The sequence below is a fragment of the Agromyces sp. NPDC058110 genome, from assembly GCF_042884735.1.
In the GTDB taxonomy this organism is placed as follows: Bacteria; Actinomycetota; Actinomycetes; order Actinomycetales; family Microbacteriaceae; genus Agromyces.
Genome location: NZ_JBHVTI010000003.1, coordinates 213,381 through 228,499 on the forward strand (window position 1 = coordinate 213,381; position 15,119 = coordinate 228,499).

16 protein-coding genes and 1 tRNA gene are annotated in these 15,119 nt (G+C 72.1%); 12 read left to right on the forward strand and 5 right to left on the reverse strand.

Translation table 11 applies throughout. From position 1 onward, the window contains the following. Nucleotides 1–15 precede the first annotated feature (15 nt). Nucleotides 16–303: a DUF4229 domain-containing protein gene (locus tag ACFVS8_RS08565; protein WP_387060279.1), complete on the reverse strand. Its 288-nt coding sequence runs from the start codon at nucleotides 301–303 to the stop codon at nucleotides 16–18. A 72-nt stretch (nucleotides 304–375) separates the two neighbouring features. Here ACFVS8_RS08565 and ACFVS8_RS08570 point away from each other — a divergent pair, with 72 nt between their 5' ends. The 3 genes from ACFVS8_RS08570 (at nucleotide 376) to ACFVS8_RS08580 (ending at nucleotide 3,560) form a co-directional block, all read left to right on the forward strand. After that, nucleotides 376–807, forward strand: a complete 432-nt coding sequence (locus tag ACFVS8_RS08570; RefSeq protein WP_387060282.1) for a PLD nuclease N-terminal domain-containing protein — start codon at nucleotides 376–378, stop codon at nucleotides 805–807. Continuing rightward, complete coding sequence (menD, locus tag ACFVS8_RS08575; RefSeq protein ID WP_387060285.1) at nucleotides 800–2,584, forward strand: 2-succinyl-5-enolpyruvyl-6-hydroxy-3-cyclohexene-1-carboxylic-acid synthase; 1,785 nt, start codon at nucleotides 800–802, stop codon at nucleotides 2,582–2,584. The genes ACFVS8_RS08570 and menD overlap by 8 nt, the downstream gene beginning before the upstream one ends. Nucleotides 2,585–2,705: 121 nt before the next feature. Next, entirely contained in the window at nucleotides 2,706–3,560 is an 855-nt protein-coding gene (locus ACFVS8_RS08580) for a polyphosphate kinase 2 family protein (protein ID WP_387060287.1), read from the forward strand. 75 nt (nucleotides 3,561–3,635) lie between these two features. On the opposite strand, the gene ACFVS8_RS08585 is transcribed toward ACFVS8_RS08580, so the two are convergent. Both ACFVS8_RS08585 and ACFVS8_RS08590 read right to left on the reverse strand, forming a co-directional pair. Beyond that, nucleotides 3,636–5,009 carry an isochorismate synthase MenF gene (locus ACFVS8_RS08585; protein ID WP_387060289.1) on the reverse strand — a complete coding sequence of 458 codons (1,374 nt, stop codon included), beginning with the start codon at nucleotides 5,007–5,009 and terminating at the stop codon, nucleotides 3,636–3,638. Between the two features lie 64 nt (nucleotides 5,010–5,073). Continuing rightward, nucleotides 5,074–5,355 (reverse strand): DUF427 domain-containing protein, encoded by a 282-nt coding sequence (locus ACFVS8_RS08590; RefSeq protein ID WP_387060292.1) that lies wholly within the window; start codon nucleotides 5,353–5,355, stop codon nucleotides 5,074–5,076. 121 nt (nucleotides 5,356–5,476) lie between these two features. Between ACFVS8_RS08590 and ACFVS8_RS08595 the strand changes: the two genes are divergently transcribed. The 6 genes from ACFVS8_RS08595 (at nucleotide 5,477) to ACFVS8_RS08620 (ending at nucleotide 11,973) form a co-directional block, all read left to right on the forward strand. Continuing rightward, nucleotides 5,477–6,184, forward strand: coding sequence for a class I SAM-dependent methyltransferase (locus ACFVS8_RS08595; protein ID WP_387060295.1), 708 nt, complete (start codon nucleotides 5,477–5,479; stop codon nucleotides 6,182–6,184). A 102-nt stretch (nucleotides 6,185–6,286) separates the two neighbouring features. Further along, on the forward strand, nucleotides 6,287–7,411 hold the full coding sequence (locus tag ACFVS8_RS08600) for a polyprenyl synthetase family protein (RefSeq protein ID WP_387060298.1): 1,125 nt from the start codon (nucleotides 6,287–6,289) through the stop codon (nucleotides 7,409–7,411). 68 nt (nucleotides 7,412–7,479) lie between these two features. Next, a complete protein-coding gene (locus ACFVS8_RS08605) occupies nucleotides 7,480–8,859 on the forward strand; it encodes an FAD-dependent oxidoreductase (protein ID WP_387060300.1) in 1,380 nt (459 codons plus the stop codon). A 100-nt stretch (nucleotides 8,860–8,959) separates the two neighbouring features. Beyond that, nucleotides 8,960–9,661, forward strand: coding sequence for a prepilin peptidase (locus ACFVS8_RS08610; protein WP_387060303.1), 702 nt, complete (start codon nucleotides 8,960–8,962; stop codon nucleotides 9,659–9,661). Nucleotides 9,662–9,836: 175 nt separating this feature from the next. Beyond that, nucleotides 9,837–10,805 (forward strand): alpha/beta hydrolase, encoded by a 969-nt coding sequence (locus tag ACFVS8_RS08615; protein ID WP_387061197.1) that lies wholly within the window; start codon nucleotides 9,837–9,839, stop codon nucleotides 10,803–10,805. Between the two features lie 193 nt (nucleotides 10,806–10,998). After that, nucleotides 10,999–11,973: a type IV toxin-antitoxin system AbiEi family antitoxin domain-containing protein gene (locus ACFVS8_RS08620; protein WP_387060306.1), complete on the forward strand. Its 975-nt coding sequence runs from the start codon at nucleotides 10,999–11,001 to the stop codon at nucleotides 11,971–11,973. A gap of 131 nt (nucleotides 11,974–12,104) precedes the next feature. Here ACFVS8_RS08620 and ACFVS8_RS08625 read toward each other — a convergent pair whose 3' ends face one another. Both ACFVS8_RS08625 and ACFVS8_RS08630 read right to left on the reverse strand, forming a co-directional pair. Beyond that, nucleotides 12,105–12,593, reverse strand: a complete 489-nt coding sequence (locus ACFVS8_RS08625) for a YajQ family cyclic di-GMP-binding protein (RefSeq protein WP_387060309.1) — start codon at nucleotides 12,591–12,593, stop codon at nucleotides 12,105–12,107. 70 nt (nucleotides 12,594–12,663) lie between these two features. Further along, nucleotides 12,664–13,683: a LacI family DNA-binding transcriptional regulator gene (locus ACFVS8_RS08630; RefSeq protein ID WP_387060312.1), complete on the reverse strand. Its 1,020-nt coding sequence runs from the start codon at nucleotides 13,681–13,683 to the stop codon at nucleotides 12,664–12,666. A 162-nt stretch (nucleotides 13,684–13,845) separates the two neighbouring features. On the opposite strand from ACFVS8_RS08630, the gene ACFVS8_RS08635 reads away from it, so the two are divergent. From ACFVS8_RS08635 to ACFVS8_RS08645, 3 genes are all read left to right on the forward strand, one after another. Further along, nucleotides 13,846–14,013 (forward strand): hypothetical protein, encoded by a 168-nt coding sequence (locus ACFVS8_RS08635; RefSeq protein WP_170298535.1) that lies wholly within the window; start codon nucleotides 13,846–13,848, stop codon nucleotides 14,011–14,013. A gap of 4 nt (nucleotides 14,014–14,017) precedes the next feature. Beyond that, a complete protein-coding gene (locus tag ACFVS8_RS08640; RefSeq protein WP_387060316.1) occupies nucleotides 14,018–14,701 on the forward strand; it encodes a PH domain-containing protein in 684 nt (227 codons plus the stop codon). 146 nt (nucleotides 14,702–14,847) lie between these two features. Continuing rightward, nucleotides 14,848–14,929, forward strand: a tRNA-Tyr gene (locus ACFVS8_RS08645). The last annotated feature ends 190 nt before the right edge of the window (nucleotides 14,930–15,119 follow it).

Below are 15,119 nucleotides of genomic sequence, written 5' to 3' on the forward strand. Positions count from 1 at the left end.
GCTCGGCGGTGGGCGCTACTCGGCGGTGGGCCTGGTCGTCGTGTCGGCGTCGATCGCGGCATCCTCTTCGGCGTCGTCCTCATGCACGAGGGGCGTCTCGCGGTGGCGCACCGCGTAGAGGTCGTTCGACATCGACTCGCGCGGGCGGCGCAGGAACAGCAGCGAGGCGCTGAGCCCGAACAGGGCGGCGACGAGGGCGGCGATCCAGCCGGGCACTCCGGCGACGAGCAGCACGACGAGCGGCACCGCGAACAGCAGGATGCGCAGCGCGGTGTACCAGATCCAGGCGGGCACGGACTTCACCAGGCAAGTCTAGGTCGGGCCGCCTGAGCGCTCTCCCAGCCGGAACACCGCCGACGCGCCTAGACTGGCGGAATGGTACGCGTCTGGTTCGTGGGCGGCATCGTCGCCGTGATCTTCTGGATTTACGCGATCGCCGACTGCGCGTTCTTCGATCGTTCCCGCATCCGGGGCGTGAGCCGCGGTTGGTGGCTCGCGATCATCATCCTGCTGCCGGTGATCGGCGGCATCCTCTGGTTCCTCATCGGGCGCGGTCGTGCGTGGCGGGGCCGGGCGGGCAAGACCGTCGCGCCAGACGACGACCCCGAGTTCCTGCGGGGGCTCCAGGCCGATGCCGATCAAGACGAACGCATCCGCCGCCTCGAGCAGGAGCTCGCCGAACTCGACGGCGACTCGCCCGAGTCGGGCGACGGCGGGCCCGCGCGACCCGAGGCGCGCGAGCCGAAGCGGCACGACGGCCCAGACGCCACGGGCGAGGCAGGAGCCTCCGGCCGGCCGAATGGCTGACCGCGAGGGCGAGGGCGCCGACTCCCGCGCCAGGCGCAGTCCGGCGACGGCATCCGCCCTCGCACTCCTCTCGGGCTTCGTGCGTTCCGGCGTCCGCGACGTCGTCGTCGCGCCCGGCTCCAGGTCGCAGGCGCTCGCGCTCGCCGCGGCCGAGCTCGAGCGCGTCGGGGCGATCCGGCTGCACGTGCGCATCGACGAGCGCGGCGCCGGGTTCCTCGCGCTCGGACTCGCGATCGAGTCGCGCCGGCCCGCCGTGGTCGTCGTGACCTCGGGCACCGCGGTCGCGAACCTGCATCCCGCCGTGCTCGAGGCGCACCACGCCGGCGTGCCGCTCATCGTGTGCTCGGCCGACCGCCCGCTCGAGCTGCGCGGCATCCGATCGAACCAGACGACCGTGCAACCCGGCATCTTCGCCGATGCCGTGCGCCTCGAGCGCGACGTCGCCGCACCGACCGAGGCCGACGACGACGAGGCGGATGCCGCGGCTCGACTCGCACGCACGGCGGTCGCCGTCTCGCTCGGCCTCGACGAACGGGGCGAGCCCTCCGCGCATCCGGGCCCGGGGCCGGTGCACCTCAACCTGCAGTACTCCGAGCCGCTCTCGTCGGCTGTGCACCTCGACGAGGCGCCGACCGTCGACGAGCTGTGGACCGAGGCCTCGACGGCAGCCGCGGCATCCGACGGCGCCCGGGCCGAGTCGAGGGGCGCGCTCATCGCGGCGGGACCCCGAACCGTGGTCGTCGCCGGAGCCGGCGCGGGCCCTGCCGCCGAGCGCTTCGCACGCGAGGGCGGATGGCCGCTGCTCGCCGAGGTCACGAGCGGCGCGAGGTTCGGCCCGAACCTCGTGGTCGCGGCACGGGAGTTGCTGAACGAACCCGGGTTCGGCGACCGCATCGAGCGGGTCGTGGTGTTCGGGCATCCGACGCTGTCGCGAGAGGTGCCGGCGCTCGTGCAGCGCCCGGGCGTCGAGGCGATCGTCGTCTCCCCGTCGGGCATCGAGTGGTACAACCCCGGGCGGCGCGTGCGACGCTTCGAGCGGGCCGTGCACGCCGAACCGGCCCCGACGCCGATGCCGCCCGAGGCGCGGGAGTGGCTGGGGCGCTGGGTGCACGCGAGCCGCTCGATCATCGACGCAGGCCTGCCGCAGACGCTCGGCCTCATGAGCGGCGTCGACGAGACCGGGCACGTCTCCGACTACGCGGCGCAGCGCGAGTACATGAAGGCGCAGCTGGCCGCGGTGCGCGAGCCTGTGTCGCGACGCATGCTCGTCGACGCCGTCTGGGCGGCGACCTGGCCGCACGATCGGCTCGTCTTCGGCGCATCCCGCCTCATCCGCGACGCCGACCGGGCGGTGCCGGGGCGCCGCATCACCGTGCACGCGAACCGGGGGCTCGCGGGCATCGACGGCACGATCGCGACCGCGTTCGGCGTCGCGATCGCGAGCGGGGGCGTCACGCGCGCCGTCATCGGCGACCTCACGCTGCTGCACGACGTCGGGTCGATGCTGCTCGGCGCGGGCGAGGCCCGTCCGCGGCTGCAGGTCATCGTCGGCAACGACGGCGGCGGCACGATCTTCGACGCGCTCGAGGTCGCGGGTTCGGCCGACGCCGACGAGTTCGACCGCGTGCAGTACACGCCGCAGTCGGTCGACCTCGCCGCCCTCGCCACCGCCTACGGCTGGCGCTACGCCCGGGCCACGACGCGGGGCGAGCTGAGCGATGCGCTCGCGGCGCCCGTCGACGGTCCCTCGCTGCTCGAGGTGCCGCTGCCGCGCTGAGCGGCTGAGCGTCGGGCCCTGCGGCTCGGCGTGCGCGACCGATCGGGGCCTTGCCGCGACATCCGCTCGCTCGACAGGATGGACCCGTGCGCGGCGCAGCGCTGCGCGAGGGGAGCCGACCATGAACCACGCGCCGCACTGGACCGCAGACCCGATCGACCTGTTGCGGGTGGGCGACGGGTTCCGGCTCGCCGACGTCGACCCCGACGGCCGACCCGGATTCGACGGCGGCAAGGCCGAGGGCGAGCAGGCGCTCGCCGACGGCGTCGCCCGGCTCGCCGACCTGCAGGAGCAGCTGTTCGCGTGCAGCAGGCTCGGCGACGAACGGCGGATCCTGCTCGTGCTGCAGGCCATGGACACCGCGGGCAAGGGCGGCATCGTGAAGCACGTCATGGGCTCGGTCGACCCGCAGGGCGTGCAGCTCGCGAGCTTCAAGAAGCCGACCGAGGAGGAGCTCGCGCACGACTTCCTCTGGCGCATCCACAAAGAGGCGCCGAAGCCGGGCATGATCGGCGTGTTCGACCGCTCGCACTACGAGGACGTGCTGATCGGGAGGGTGCGCGAACTCGCCCCTCCCGCCGAGATCGAGCGCCGCTACGGCGCGATCAACGACTTCGAGCGCGAACTCGCCGCGACGGGCACGACCATCATCAAGGTCATGCTGCACGTCTCGGCCGACGAGCAGCGCGAGCGGTTGCAGGAGCGCCTCGACCGACCGGACAAGCACTGGAAGTTCAACCCGGGCGACATCGACGAGCGGCTGCTCGCGCCGAAGTACCAGGAGGCCTACCAGGTCGTCTTCGAGCGCACCGCGACGACGGATGCCCCGTGGTACGTCATTCCCGCGAACCGCAAGTGGTACGCGCGACTGGCCGTGCAGCACCTGCTCACCGACGCGCTCGAGCGCATGCGGCTCGACTGGCCGAAGGCCGACTTCGACGTCGAGGAGCAGAAGGCGAGGCTCGCGGCGAGCTGACCGGCGCCGGCGCCGCGGGCTCGGACCTTGCGCCCGGGCTCTGCTCCGACGCCGCCGGCTCGGACCCGACGCCCGTCAGCCGCCGAAGGCCTCGACGATCGGGCGGAACTTCATGACGGTCTCGGCGAGCTCGTCGGCCGGCACGGAGTCGTGCACGATGCCGCAGCCGGCGTACGCGCGCACCGTGCCGTCGTGGTCGACCTGTGCGCAGCGCAGGGCGATCGCCCACTCGCCGTCGCCGTCGCCGTCGACCCAGCCGACCGGGCCCGCGTAGCGCCCGCGGTCGAAGCCCTCGAGCTCGGCCAGCACCGACAGCGCGACGCGGCGCGGCGTGCCGGCGACCGCGGCCGTCGGGTGCACCGCGCGCACGAGGTCCAGCGCGCTCGAACCGTCGCCGAGCGTGCCCTTGAGGTCGGTCGCGAGGTGCCACAGGTTCGGCAACTGCAGCGTGAACGGCTCGGGGCTCGCGTCGAGGCGGGCGGTGTGCGGCTCGAGCCGCTTCACGGCGCTCGCGACCGCGAGGGCGTGCTCCGCCCGGTCCTTCGCCGACTCGGTGAGCGCGACCGCGCGCTCGCGGTCGGACGCCTCGCCCGCGCCCCGCGCCGACGTGCCCGCGAGCACGCGGGCCGAGACCGTGCCATGGTCGACGCGCACGAGCGTCTCGGGGCTCGCGCCGATCAATCCGTCGACCGCGAACACCCAGGTGTCGGGGTAGTCCTCGGCGAGCCGGTGGATCGTCGCCCGCAGGCCGTCCTCCTCGTGCAGCTCGCCCACGAGCTCGCGCGCGAGCACGACCTTCGCGAGCTCGCCGCCGTCGATGCGTCGCACGGCCTCGGCCACGGCCGCCTCGTAGCGCTCGGGCGGCACGGCGCCCGGCACGAACGCGACGCGCGGCACCCGTCGGCGCGGCGCTGGCTCCGGGATCTCGATCTCGACGGACACGGATGCCTCGGCCTCCGCCCGCCCGTCACCGCCGCCGCGCCGACCGGGTAGCCGATCACCGTCGCCGGCCTCGTCGTGTCCCGCGTCCTCGTCGCCCGCCCCGTGGTCGCGCTCGGCGAGCGCGATGCGCGTGACCCAGGCGCGGCCGTCGCGTCGGCCGAGCACGAGCTCGGGCACGACGAGCACGCTCGTCGAGGCGGACTCGTCGGCGAACGCGAACGCGCCGAACGCCACGAGCCCGGTGCCGGGCAGTCCAACGCGGTCGTCGATGTCGGCGTCGGTCGAGAGTTCGGTCCAGACCGCTGCGGCATCGGCGACCCGGTCGACGCCGGACGTCTCGATGCGGAGGGTCTCGCCGAGCCCCACGATGCCCTCGCCGCGGCGCATCCAGAGCAGCGGATGCCGCGGGTCGGCCCGCGGGATCAGCGGTGCGAGTTCGTCGACCGGCTCGGTGCGCACGACGAGGCGCGACCGGGAGCGCTCGCGCGCGGCATCCGTGTTCGTCACCGGATCAGCCTACGACTCGGGTGCCGGGCGTCGGCTGCGCCCTCGCCCGCGCTCGCGCCTGCGCTCAGGCGACGACGTCGACGCCGCGCCAGAACGCGACGTGGCCCGCGATCTCGGAGGCCGCCTCCGACGGGGTCGGGTAGAACCAGGCCGCGTTCGGATTGCGCGATCCGTCGACCTCGACGTGGAAGTAGCTCGCGGTGCCCTTCCAGTGGCACACGCTGCGGTTCTCGCTCGACGCGAAGTGCGCGTCGACGATCGACTCGCGGGGGAAGTAGTGGTTGCCCTCCACGACGACCGTGTCGTCGGACTCCGCGATGACCGTGCCGTTCCAGATGGCCTTCATTCGTGCTCCTCGTCTGCTCGGGGCCGGTGCGGCCCACGGGATCCAACGCGCCCGGCCGCTCGGGCATTCCGCGCGCATGCTTCCCAGCGCATGCACTGCCTCCGCGGCCTAGGATCGAAGGATGACGCGCGCAGATCTCGGCAAGGACCCGGGGCAGGTTTCGGCGATGTTCGACCGGGTCGCGGCCCGGTACGACCGCACGAACACCGTGCTCTCGATGGGCAACGCGCCGCTCTGGCGCATCGCGACGACCCGGGCCGTCGCGCCGAAGCCGGGCGAGCGCATCCTCGACGTCGCCGCGGGCACCGGCACGTCGAGCGCGAGCCTCGCGGCCTCCGGCGCATCCGTCGTCGCCGCCGACTTCTCCCCGGGCATGATCGAGGTCGGCCGCGCCAGGCAGGAGAAGGTCCCGAACCTCGTGTTCGTCGAGGCCGACGCCACGAACCTGCCGTTCGGAGACGACGAGTTCGACGCCGTGACGATCTCGTTCGGCCTGCGCAACGTCGACGGCCCCGAGCGGGCGCTCGCCGAGTTCCTGCGCGTCACCAAGCCCGGCGGACGCCTCGTGATCTGCGAGTTCTCGCAGCCGCCGGCACCGCTCATCCGGCAGGGCTACCACGCGTACCAGCGCTACGTCATGCCGACGCTCGTGCGCCTCTCGAGCTCCAACGACGACGCGTACGACTACCTCAACGAGTCGATCGACGCGTGGCCCGAGCAGCCCGAGCTCGCCGCGCTGATCCGCAGCACGGGCTACACCGACGTGGCGTGGCGCAACCTCACCGGCGGCATCGTCGCGCTGCACCGCGCGCGCAAGCCGTTCGCCTGAATTCCGGCCTGACCGGCGGTTCGACATCGTGTCGACCGCGAGGGCTCGCCGTGGCAGCCGTGTCGATCTGCCGCACAGGTCGACCCCGATAGACTCGGGATCGTGAATCCGAGCCATCCGGTCGCACGTCGCGGCTCCGCGCTCGCTTCGAACCTCGGTCTGAGCGAACGCCTGTTCGCGTCATCCGCCGACAAGGCGATCGCGAGAGCGATCGACGACGGCATCGACCGGGTCGAAGCGGGTCTCGTCCGCGAGGTCAGTTTCGCCGATTCGATCGCGGATGCCTCGACCCGCTACCTGCTCGAGGCCGGTGGCAAGCGCGTGCGCCCCATGCTGACGCTGCTCACCGCGCAGCTCGGCGCGGGCATCACCGACGACGTCGTGACGGCCGCCGAGGCGATCGAGATCACGCACCTCGGGTCGCTCTACCACGACGACGTCATGGACGAGTCGGAGCGCCGGCGAGGGGTGCCGAGCGCGCAGACCGTCTGGGGCAACTCGGTCGCGATCCTCACCGGCGACCTGCTGTTCGCGCGGGCGAGCCAGCTCATGGCCGGTCTCGGCGAACGCGCCATCCGCATGCAGGCCGGCACGTTCGAGCGCCTCGTGCTCGGCCAGCTGCACGAGACCGTCGGCCCCGGCGAGGGCGACGACCCCATCCAGCACTACATCCAGGTGCTCGCAGACAAGACCGGATCGCTCATCGCCGCCGCCGCGCAGTCGGGCCTCATCTTCTCGGGAGCCGATCCCGCCTACGAGGAGCCCGTCGTCGAGTTCGGCGAGAAGATCGGCATCGCGTTCCAGCTCATCGACGACGTCATCGACCTCTCGCCGCAGCCCGAGACCACCGGCAAGGTGCCGGGCACCGACCTCCGCGCCGGCGTCGTCACGCTGCCCGTGCTGCGGCTGGCCGAGATGGCGAAGACCGACGCCGCATCGGCCGACCTGCTGCGCCGCATCGAGCGCGACGTGATGGTGCTCGTCGACCCCGCCGACGCCGGCGACCCGCACGACACGAACACGCTCGCGGCGCGCGTGGTGCCCTCGCGCGAGACCGTCGACGCGATCGTCGCCGAGCTCCGCGATCACGAGGCGACCAGGGCGACGCTCGACGAGGCGCACCGCTGGGCCCGCGAGGCCGTCGAGGCGCTCGCCCCGCTGCCCGAGGGCACCGTGAAGAAGGCGCTCGTGCGCTTCGCCGAGACGGTCGTCGACCGGGCGAGCTGACGGCGCAACCGGCGGGCGCGCGGGAGCGAAGCGGGCATCGGGCGTTCGAATCGGGGAGGATCGAGCACGTGACCAGGAACAAGCTTCGACTCGCGATCGTCGGCGCAGGCCCGGCCGGCATCTACGCCGCCGACATCCTGCTGAAGGCCGAGCGCAACTTCGACGTCTCGATCGACCTCTTCGATCACCTGCCGGCGCCCTACGGCCTGGTGCGCTACGGCGTCGCGCCCGACCACCCGCGCATCAAGGGCATCATCACGGCCCTCCGCGAGGTGCTCGACCGGGGCGACATCCGCATCTTCGGCAACGTCCGATTCGGCGAGGACCTCACGCTCGACGACCTCAAGCGCCACTACAACGCGGTCATCTTCGCGACGGGCGCCGTCGAGGACGCCTCGCTGCGCGTGCCCGGCATCGGGCTCGACGGCTCGTACGGCGCGGCCGAGTTCGTGAGCTGGTTCGACGGCCACCCCGACGTGCCGCGCACGTGGCCGCTCGAGGCGGAGTCGGTCGCCGTGATCGGCAACGGCAACGTCGCCCTCGACGTCTCCCGCATGCTCGCCAAGCACGTCGAGGACCTAATGGTGACCGAGATCCCCGACAACGTGGCCGCCGGGCTCGCCGCCTCGCCCGTCACCGACGTGCACGTGTTCGGACGCCGGGGCCCGACATCCGTCAAGTTCACCCCCCTCGAGCTGCGCGAGCTCGGCGAACTGCGCGACGTCGACATGATCGTCTACGACGAGGACTTCGACTACGACGATGCGGCCCGTGCGGCCGTCGCCGGCAACAAGCAGGTCTTCGTCATCGACAAGGTGCTGCAGCAGTGGCGGCAGCGCGAGGTCGGCGAGGCCTCGCGGCGCCTGCACCTGCACTTCTTCGCCAAGCCGCTCGAGATCGTCGACGACGGCACGGGCCGCGTCGGTGCGATCCGGTGGGAGCGCACGCGGTCCGACGGCGCGGGCGGCGCGGTCGGCACGGGCGAGATCCGCGAGCTGCCGATCCAGGCCGTCTACCGGGCGGTCGGGTACTTCGGGTCGCCGCTGCCCGGCATCCCGTTCGACGAGCAGTTCGGCGTGATCCCGAACCACGAGGGCCAGGTGCTCACGCGCGACCCCGAGACCGGCGAGTCGCGGCAGATGTACGGCGTCTACGCCACCGGCTGGATCAAGCGCGGGCCCGTCGGCCTCATCGGGCACACGAAGTCCGACGCCATGGAGACCATCAAGCACGTCATCAACGACCTCGGCAACTGGTGGCGGCCCGAGTCGCCGTCGGAGGAGTCCGTGCTCGAGCTGCTCGACTCCCGGGGCATCGCCTACACCGACCTCGACGGATGGCATCGCCTCGACCAGCACGAGCGCTCGCTCGGCGAGGCCGAGGGCCGCGTGCGCATCAAGGTCGTGCCCCGCGACGACATGGTGCAGGTGTCGCGCGGCGAGGTGTAGGCCGACCTGGGCCGCGTCATCCGGCGGCCGGACGGATGCCGCGGCGCGGCCTGTGCACGACGCCCGAGGCGGAGCGCGTCGACCGACTACGCTGCACGACGTGCCATCCGCCGCTGCCGCCTCCATCTCGTTCGCGGTGCTCGCGCTCCTGCTCACCGCGTTCGGCGCCGCGCTGGGGTGGTGGTCGCTCTCGGCGCTGGTGCAGCGGGCGCTGCGGACTCCCGCCGGCATCGGCGAGGAGCGGATGCCTCGGCGCACCGTTCGGGTGTTGTCCGCTGCCATCACGGGGGTGACCTTCGGCCTGCTCGGGCTGCGCTTCGGCGCCTGGCCGCTGCTGCCCGCGCTGCTCGTGTTCGCCGCTGGAGCGACCGTGCTCGCACTCGTCGACCTCATCGAGCACCGACTCCCCAACACGGTGGTCTTCACGACGCTCGGAGTGGTCGCGGTGTTCGTCGGCTTCGCCTCGCTGTTCACCGCAAGGGCGGCGCCCGCGCTCTACGCCCTTGGCGGAGCCGCCGCGATGTTCGCGGTCTACCTGCTGCTCGCCCTCATCTCGCCGGGCGCCATGGGCATGGGCGACGTGAAGCTCGCGCTGCTGATCGGCTTCGTGCTCGGATGGTTCGGCCTCACCGCGTGGCTCATCGGCCTGCTGGGAGCCTTCGTGATCGGCGGCGTCATCGCGATCGTCGGCCTCGCCGCGAGGCGCGTGACACTCCGGGGCTCGATCCCGTTCGGGCCGTCGATGCTCGCGGGTGCCATCGTCGCGCTGGTGCTCGTCGGTCCGCCCTCGGTCGGCGGCTGAACCCTCGACGCGGGCCGCGACGGCGTCCGGTCGATCCGTCACGACGCGGCGATAGGCTGGGTCGCACCGAGACCCCGGGGGAGGTGTCGTGCCAGAGACGGAATCCGCTCCAGCGCCAGCATCCGGGCCTGCGCGTGCGACCACCGGCGGCACACCCGACGGCTGGCGTCCCGACGTGCTCGGCCCGGGCTTCGAGCAGCGCACGCTCCCGCTCGGCAGCGACGACGAGGGCGCGGTCGTCGCGACGATCGTGCGGCACTCGCCCGGGTTCCGCTGGCCGCTGCGGCGCGGCGCGGCATCCGGAATCGACGTGCTCTACGTGCACGGGTGGAGCGACTACTTCTTCAACCCCGAGGTCGCCCGCTACTGGTCGGACGCAGGGGCGCGGTTCTTCGCGCTCGACCTTCGCAAGTACGGGCGCAGCCTCCGGCCTGGGCAGACGCCCGGTTTCGTGACCGACCTCGCCACCTACGACGCCGACATCGAGGCGGCGCTGGCGGTGATGGGGCACGGACGCGGCGACGCGACATCAGCCCGGTCGTTGCTGCTGCTCGGCCACTCGACCGGCGGGCTGACGCTCAGCCTGTGGTCGGCGCGCAACCCCGGGCGTGCGGCCGCCCTCGTGCTGAACAGCCCCTGGCTCGAGTTCCAGCTCAGCAGTGCCGGGCGACAGGCGCTCGCACCGGTCATCGGCTGGGGCGCGCGCGTGAACCCGCTCGGGCCGATGCCGAACGTCGATCTCGGGTTCTACACACGCACCGTGGCCAAGGAGCAGGGCGGCGAGTGGGAGTACGACCACGCCTGGCGGCCCGACCGCGGGTTCACCACGCACCCCGCGTGGCTGACCGGGGTGCTCGCCGGGCACGCGACGGTCGCCGCGGGCATCGACGTCGGCGCGCCCGTGCTCACCCTGCTCTCGGCGAGGTCGACGCTGCTGCCCAGGTGGGACGAGGCCATGCGCTCGTCGGACATCGTGCTCGTCGTCGACGAGATCGCCGAGCGCACGCTGCGCCTCGGACCGACGGTCACCGTCGCTCGGCTCGACGGCGCGCTGCACGACGTGTTCCTCTCGCGCGAGCCCGTGCGCGCCGCCGCCTATGCGGCCATCACGCGCTGGCTGCGCGGGTACGCCCCGCAGCGCTGACGCGGCCGGGCGTGGGCCCGCCCCTGCGCGCCGGCGGCCGCCCGCTCCGCGCCCTCCCGTTCCGCGCCCTCCTCGTGCCCGCCCCGGGCGACCGCGGCGGGCACTCATCCTGCACAGGCAGGTTCGGCGCAGAGCCCTTCGGAGAACGGGTCGGATGAGCTCTCTCCGGCGGATCCGACGACAGCATCGACGCATGGACCTTCCACGGAATCGGCACGGGTTCGTGCTCGCACGAGACGTTCGTGCCGCTGGCCTGGGTGCACGCCTCGCCTCGGCCGTCGCCGACGGCTCCCTGCAACGCGTGCATCGGGGCGTCTACCTTCCGTCCGCCGACCCGAGCACGGCGGCGTCGGCGAGCGAAGGGCGGGTCAGGCAGTACACGATGAGAGTCCTCGCTGCTGCGCAATCGCTCGAGCAGCCGATCTTCACGGGCTTCTCCGCGTGCGCGCTGATGGGGCTGCCGATCATCGGCCCGTGGCCCGAGCGCGTCTTCGTCATGTCCTCGGATCGGCATGGACACAGTCGTCCGGGTCTCACCGCGGTCGCGAAGAGCCGCGACTTCACCGTCTCGACCGCACTCGGGTACTCCGTGACATCCGTCGAGTTCACGCTCGTGCAGTTGGCACGGCGTGCGAGCCTCGCGGCCGCGTTGACGGCGACGGATGCCGCGCTTCGCGTGGGCCGTGGCGCTGACGCACCTCCTCCGCTCACGACCGTCTCGCGGTTGCGCGCCGAGCACGAGCGATTGCTCCCGTACCCCGGGAGTCGTCGGGCCGAGGCCGTGCTGTCACGGACCACACCGCTGGCTGACACGCCGCTCGAGACCGCCAGCCGGCTCGTCATCGAGGAGCTCGGGTTTCCGCCGCCCGAGCTGCAGCATCGACTCTGGCTCCCGAATCTGGAACGCTCGGCGTTCCTCGACTTCCATTGGGAGGAGTACGGGGTCGGCGCAGAAGCCGACGGACAGGGCAAGTACCTGGGCGAGCGGGGCGCGCGTGCGTCGGCCGCGGTGGTGATCGCCGAGAAGGAACGCGAAGACGAGCTGCGTCTCGTGCTTCGCGGCTTCGCGCGGTGGGACTGGTCCGAGATGTGGGGGCGGCGAGTGCTGGGCGAGCGCCTGCGGCGTGCCGGTCTGCCGGTGGTGAGCCGCCCGGTCCGTCTCATGTGATTCGGGTCGACGCCGCGCGCGGGAGGACGAATCGAACGCGCGAGGACGCGGCGACACGACCTCGGGTGTGAGAGTCGTCCTCCTGCGGGGGCAACGCGCGGCGCGCGGCGTGCGCGCCCGGGCGGCGGCGCTCAGCGGAAGTTCGTGAACTGCAGGGCGACCTCGAGGTCCTTGCCCTTCAGCAGCGCCATGGTGGCCTGCAGGTCGTCGCGGCTCTTCGACGAGACGCGCAGCTCGTCGCCCTGGATCTGGCTCTTGACCGACTTCGGCGCCTCGTCGCGGATGATCTTCGAGATCTTCTTCGCGTTCTCGCTGTCGATGCCGTTCTTCAGCGAGATCTCGATGCGGAACTCCTTGCCCGATGCGTACGCGTCGCCGGTGTCGAGCGAGCGCAGCGTGATGCCGCGCTTGATGAACTTCGACTCGACGACCTCGAGCACGGCCTTGACGCGCTCCTCGGTCTGGGCCTTGAGCAGGATCTTCTCGCCCGACCACTCGACCGAGGCGCCGACGTTCTTGAAGTCGTAGCGCTGCTCGACCTCCTTGCGCGCCTGGTTGACGGCGTTCTCGGCCTCCATGTGGTCGACCTTGGAGACGATGTCAAACGTGGAATCAGCCATGCGGGCCAGTCTACCGAGGGGCGACATCTCAGGAAGAGCGGATGCCGCGGCGCGGGCGTCGCACGCGCGCTCAGGCGGGCGGCGGGGTGGCCGTCGACGAGCGCACGCGCAGCTCGAACGGCAACGGGGTCGAGGCGGGCGCCGCGGCATCCGACCCGGGCTCGAGCTGCTCCATGAGGATCTCGACGGCCTTCTCGCCCTGCAGTCGCGGGAACTGGGCGACCGTCGACAGGCCGAAGAAGTCCGCGAGGTCGTGGTCGTCGATGCCGATGATCGAGACGTCGCGGGGCACGACCAGGCCGAGCTCGCGTGCCGCGAGGATGGAGCCGATGGCCATCTCGTCGGAGGCGGCGAAGATCGCGGTGGGTCGGTCGTGGGGCACGCCGAGCAGCTGCTTGGCCGCGTGGAACCCGCCGCGGATCGTGAAGTCGGCCGGTGCGAAGAGGCGGTCGTCGACCTCGATGCCCGCGGCGTGCAGCGCGTGCTCGTAGCCGTGGCGGCGATTCGTGGGCAGGTGGAAGTCGAGGTCGTTCTCGAGGTCGCCGCCGATGTGCGCGATGCGCCGGTGGCCGAGCGCCAGCAGGTGCTCGGTCGCGAGCGTGGCGACGGCGACGTCGTCGATCGTGAGCGTGCGCACGCCCTCGATCGGCCCGCCGACGCCCACGAGAGGCTTGCGGAGATCGTGCAGGCGGGCGACCTCGGGCTCGGTGAGCTCGAGCGACACGGCGATCACGGCGTCGACGCGCTGCCGAAGCAGGAAGTGCTCGAACACGCTCGAACGTTCGCCGCTGTCGCCGGACAGGTTGTAGAGCGTCAGGTCGTACCCGCGGCGCAGCAACGCGCCCTGCGCGCCCTCGAGCACCGAGGAGAAGAACCAGCGGTTGAGGAACGGGATCACGACGCCGATGTTGCGCGTGCGCCCCGACGCGAGGCTCGAGGCGTTCGACGAGACGACGTAGCCGAGCTGCGCTGCCGCGTCGAGCACCTTCGTCTTCGACGCCGCCGAGACGTGTCCGCGGCCGCTGAGCGCGCGCGAAACGGTCGCCGTGGAGACGCCGGCGAGCCGGGCGACCTCTTCGATGCCGGCCATCGGGCCTCCGTACGGGTCGGGCTGAACCTCGACATCCTATCGTCGCCGACCCTGCGTGGCGCGTTGCCCGCCCCGCCTTCCTGAGGTAGAAATGCACGGTCGGGCCCACGTTCGGGGGAGGGGCGGTGTCCGCCAACCACCGAACCGAAGGGAATCACGCACGTGAAGTGGGTCAAACGAATCGTCCTCACGCTCGTCGTCGTGTTCGCCGCGTTCTACGTGATCACACGCCCCGAAGAGGCCGCGAACATCGTGCAGGGCGCGTTCGGCGCCGTGTTCAGCGCGACCGAGGCGATCGGCCAGTTCTTCAGCACGCTCGCGTCGTCGTAGCGCCATGGCGTTCCCCGACCCGCGCGTCGAACGGCACCTGATCGCCGACGAGGGCGAGTTCGTCGTCGACGAGGTGCGCAAGCACTGGGCCGCCGTCGTCGGCGCGATCCTCGAGGCGCTCGCCGCGATCCCGGTGCTGCTGCTGATCCTGTGGCTGCCGTCGCAGGCCTACTGGGTTCCGCTCCTGCTCTCGCTCGCGCTCCTGGTGCACGCGACGTGGCGCATCCTGGGCGCGCGCATGGACCGGTTCGTCATCACGAACATGCGCGTGTTCCGCGTGCACGGCATCCTCACGCAGAACATCGCGACGATGCCGCTCGCGCGAATCCTCGACATCTCGGTGCATCGGCCGCTGATCGGCCGCATCCTCGGCTACGGCCACTTCGTGTTCGAGTCGGCGGCGCAGGAACAGGGGCTGCGCGACATCCGCTTCGTGCCGAAGCCCAACGAGCGCGGCCTCACGATCCAGCGGGTGATCCAGCGCGCGGGCCTCCGCGGGTCGACGCAGTCGTGGCGGCAGGACGACGAGCGGCGGGAGCGCGAGGCGGCCGAGGCTGCGGCGGCGGCGGCCGCAGCGGCTGTAGCGGCGCCGATCGCCGCGCCGCAGTACTCCACGAGCGACACGGCCGAGCTTCCCGGCGAAGACCACAACACGACGGCCGAGATGCCGTGGTGGCGCGCGCAGTAGTCGGCTGACGGCCGCGCCGTTCCGGGCATCTCGACGAGCGAGCGGATGCCGCGGCATCCGGTTCGGGCCTCGATTTCACGACTCGGCGCACTGCGGGTATCCTTTACAGGCCCCCGGTTGTGTGCAGAACTCGGTCGGGTGCGACTGGCGAGTTACCCAAGCGGCCAAAGGGATCTGACTGTAAATCAGCTGTCATCGACTTCGGGGGTTCGAATCCCTCACTCGCCACGAGAAAGCCCCGGTCCGACGCCACGCGTTCGGAGCCGGGGCTTCGTCGTTCCGTGGGCGCGATCGGCACGGTCGCGATCGAGTGTGCGGCCCGGCGTGTGCGGGCCGACGGGTGTGGGCCGAGGGTGCGTGCAGAGACGGGTGCGGGCCGACTCGGGCGTATCGACGGATGCGTGCCGACGGGTGCGGC

Excerpts from the sequence above, each read along its gene's own strand:
- ACFVS8_RS08570 (WP_387060282.1), top strand. The coding sequence starts at position 376 with ATGGTACGCGTCTGGTTCGTGGGCGGCATCGTCGCCGTGATCTTCTGG.
- ACFVS8_RS08590 (WP_387060292.1), bottom strand. The coding sequence starts at position 5,355 with ATGAAGGCCATCTGGAACGGCACGGTCATCGCGGAGTCCGACGACACG.
- ACFVS8_RS08640 (WP_387060316.1), top strand. The coding sequence starts at position 14,018 with ATGGCGTTCCCCGACCCGCGCGTCGAACGGCACCTGATCGCCGACGAG.
- ACFVS8_RS08620 (WP_387060306.1), top strand. The coding sequence starts at position 10,999 with ATGGACCTTCCACGGAATCGGCACGGGTTCGTGCTCGCACGAGACGTT.
- ACFVS8_RS08625 (WP_387060309.1), bottom strand. The coding sequence starts at position 12,593 with ATGGCTGATTCCACGTTTGACATCGTCTCCAAGGTCGACCACATGGAG.
- menD (WP_387060285.1), top strand. The coding sequence starts at position 800 with ATGGCTGACCGCGAGGGCGAGGGCGCCGACTCCCGCGCCAGGCGCAGT.
- ACFVS8_RS08595 (WP_387060295.1), top strand. The coding sequence starts at position 5,477 with ATGACGCGCGCAGATCTCGGCAAGGACCCGGGGCAGGTTTCGGCGATG.
- ACFVS8_RS08630 (WP_387060312.1), bottom strand. The coding sequence starts at position 13,683 with ATGGCCGGCATCGAAGAGGTCGCCCGGCTCGCCGGCGTCTCCACGGCG.
- ACFVS8_RS08580 (WP_387060287.1), top strand. The coding sequence starts at position 2,706 with ATGAACCACGCGCCGCACTGGACCGCAGACCCGATCGACCTGTTGCGG.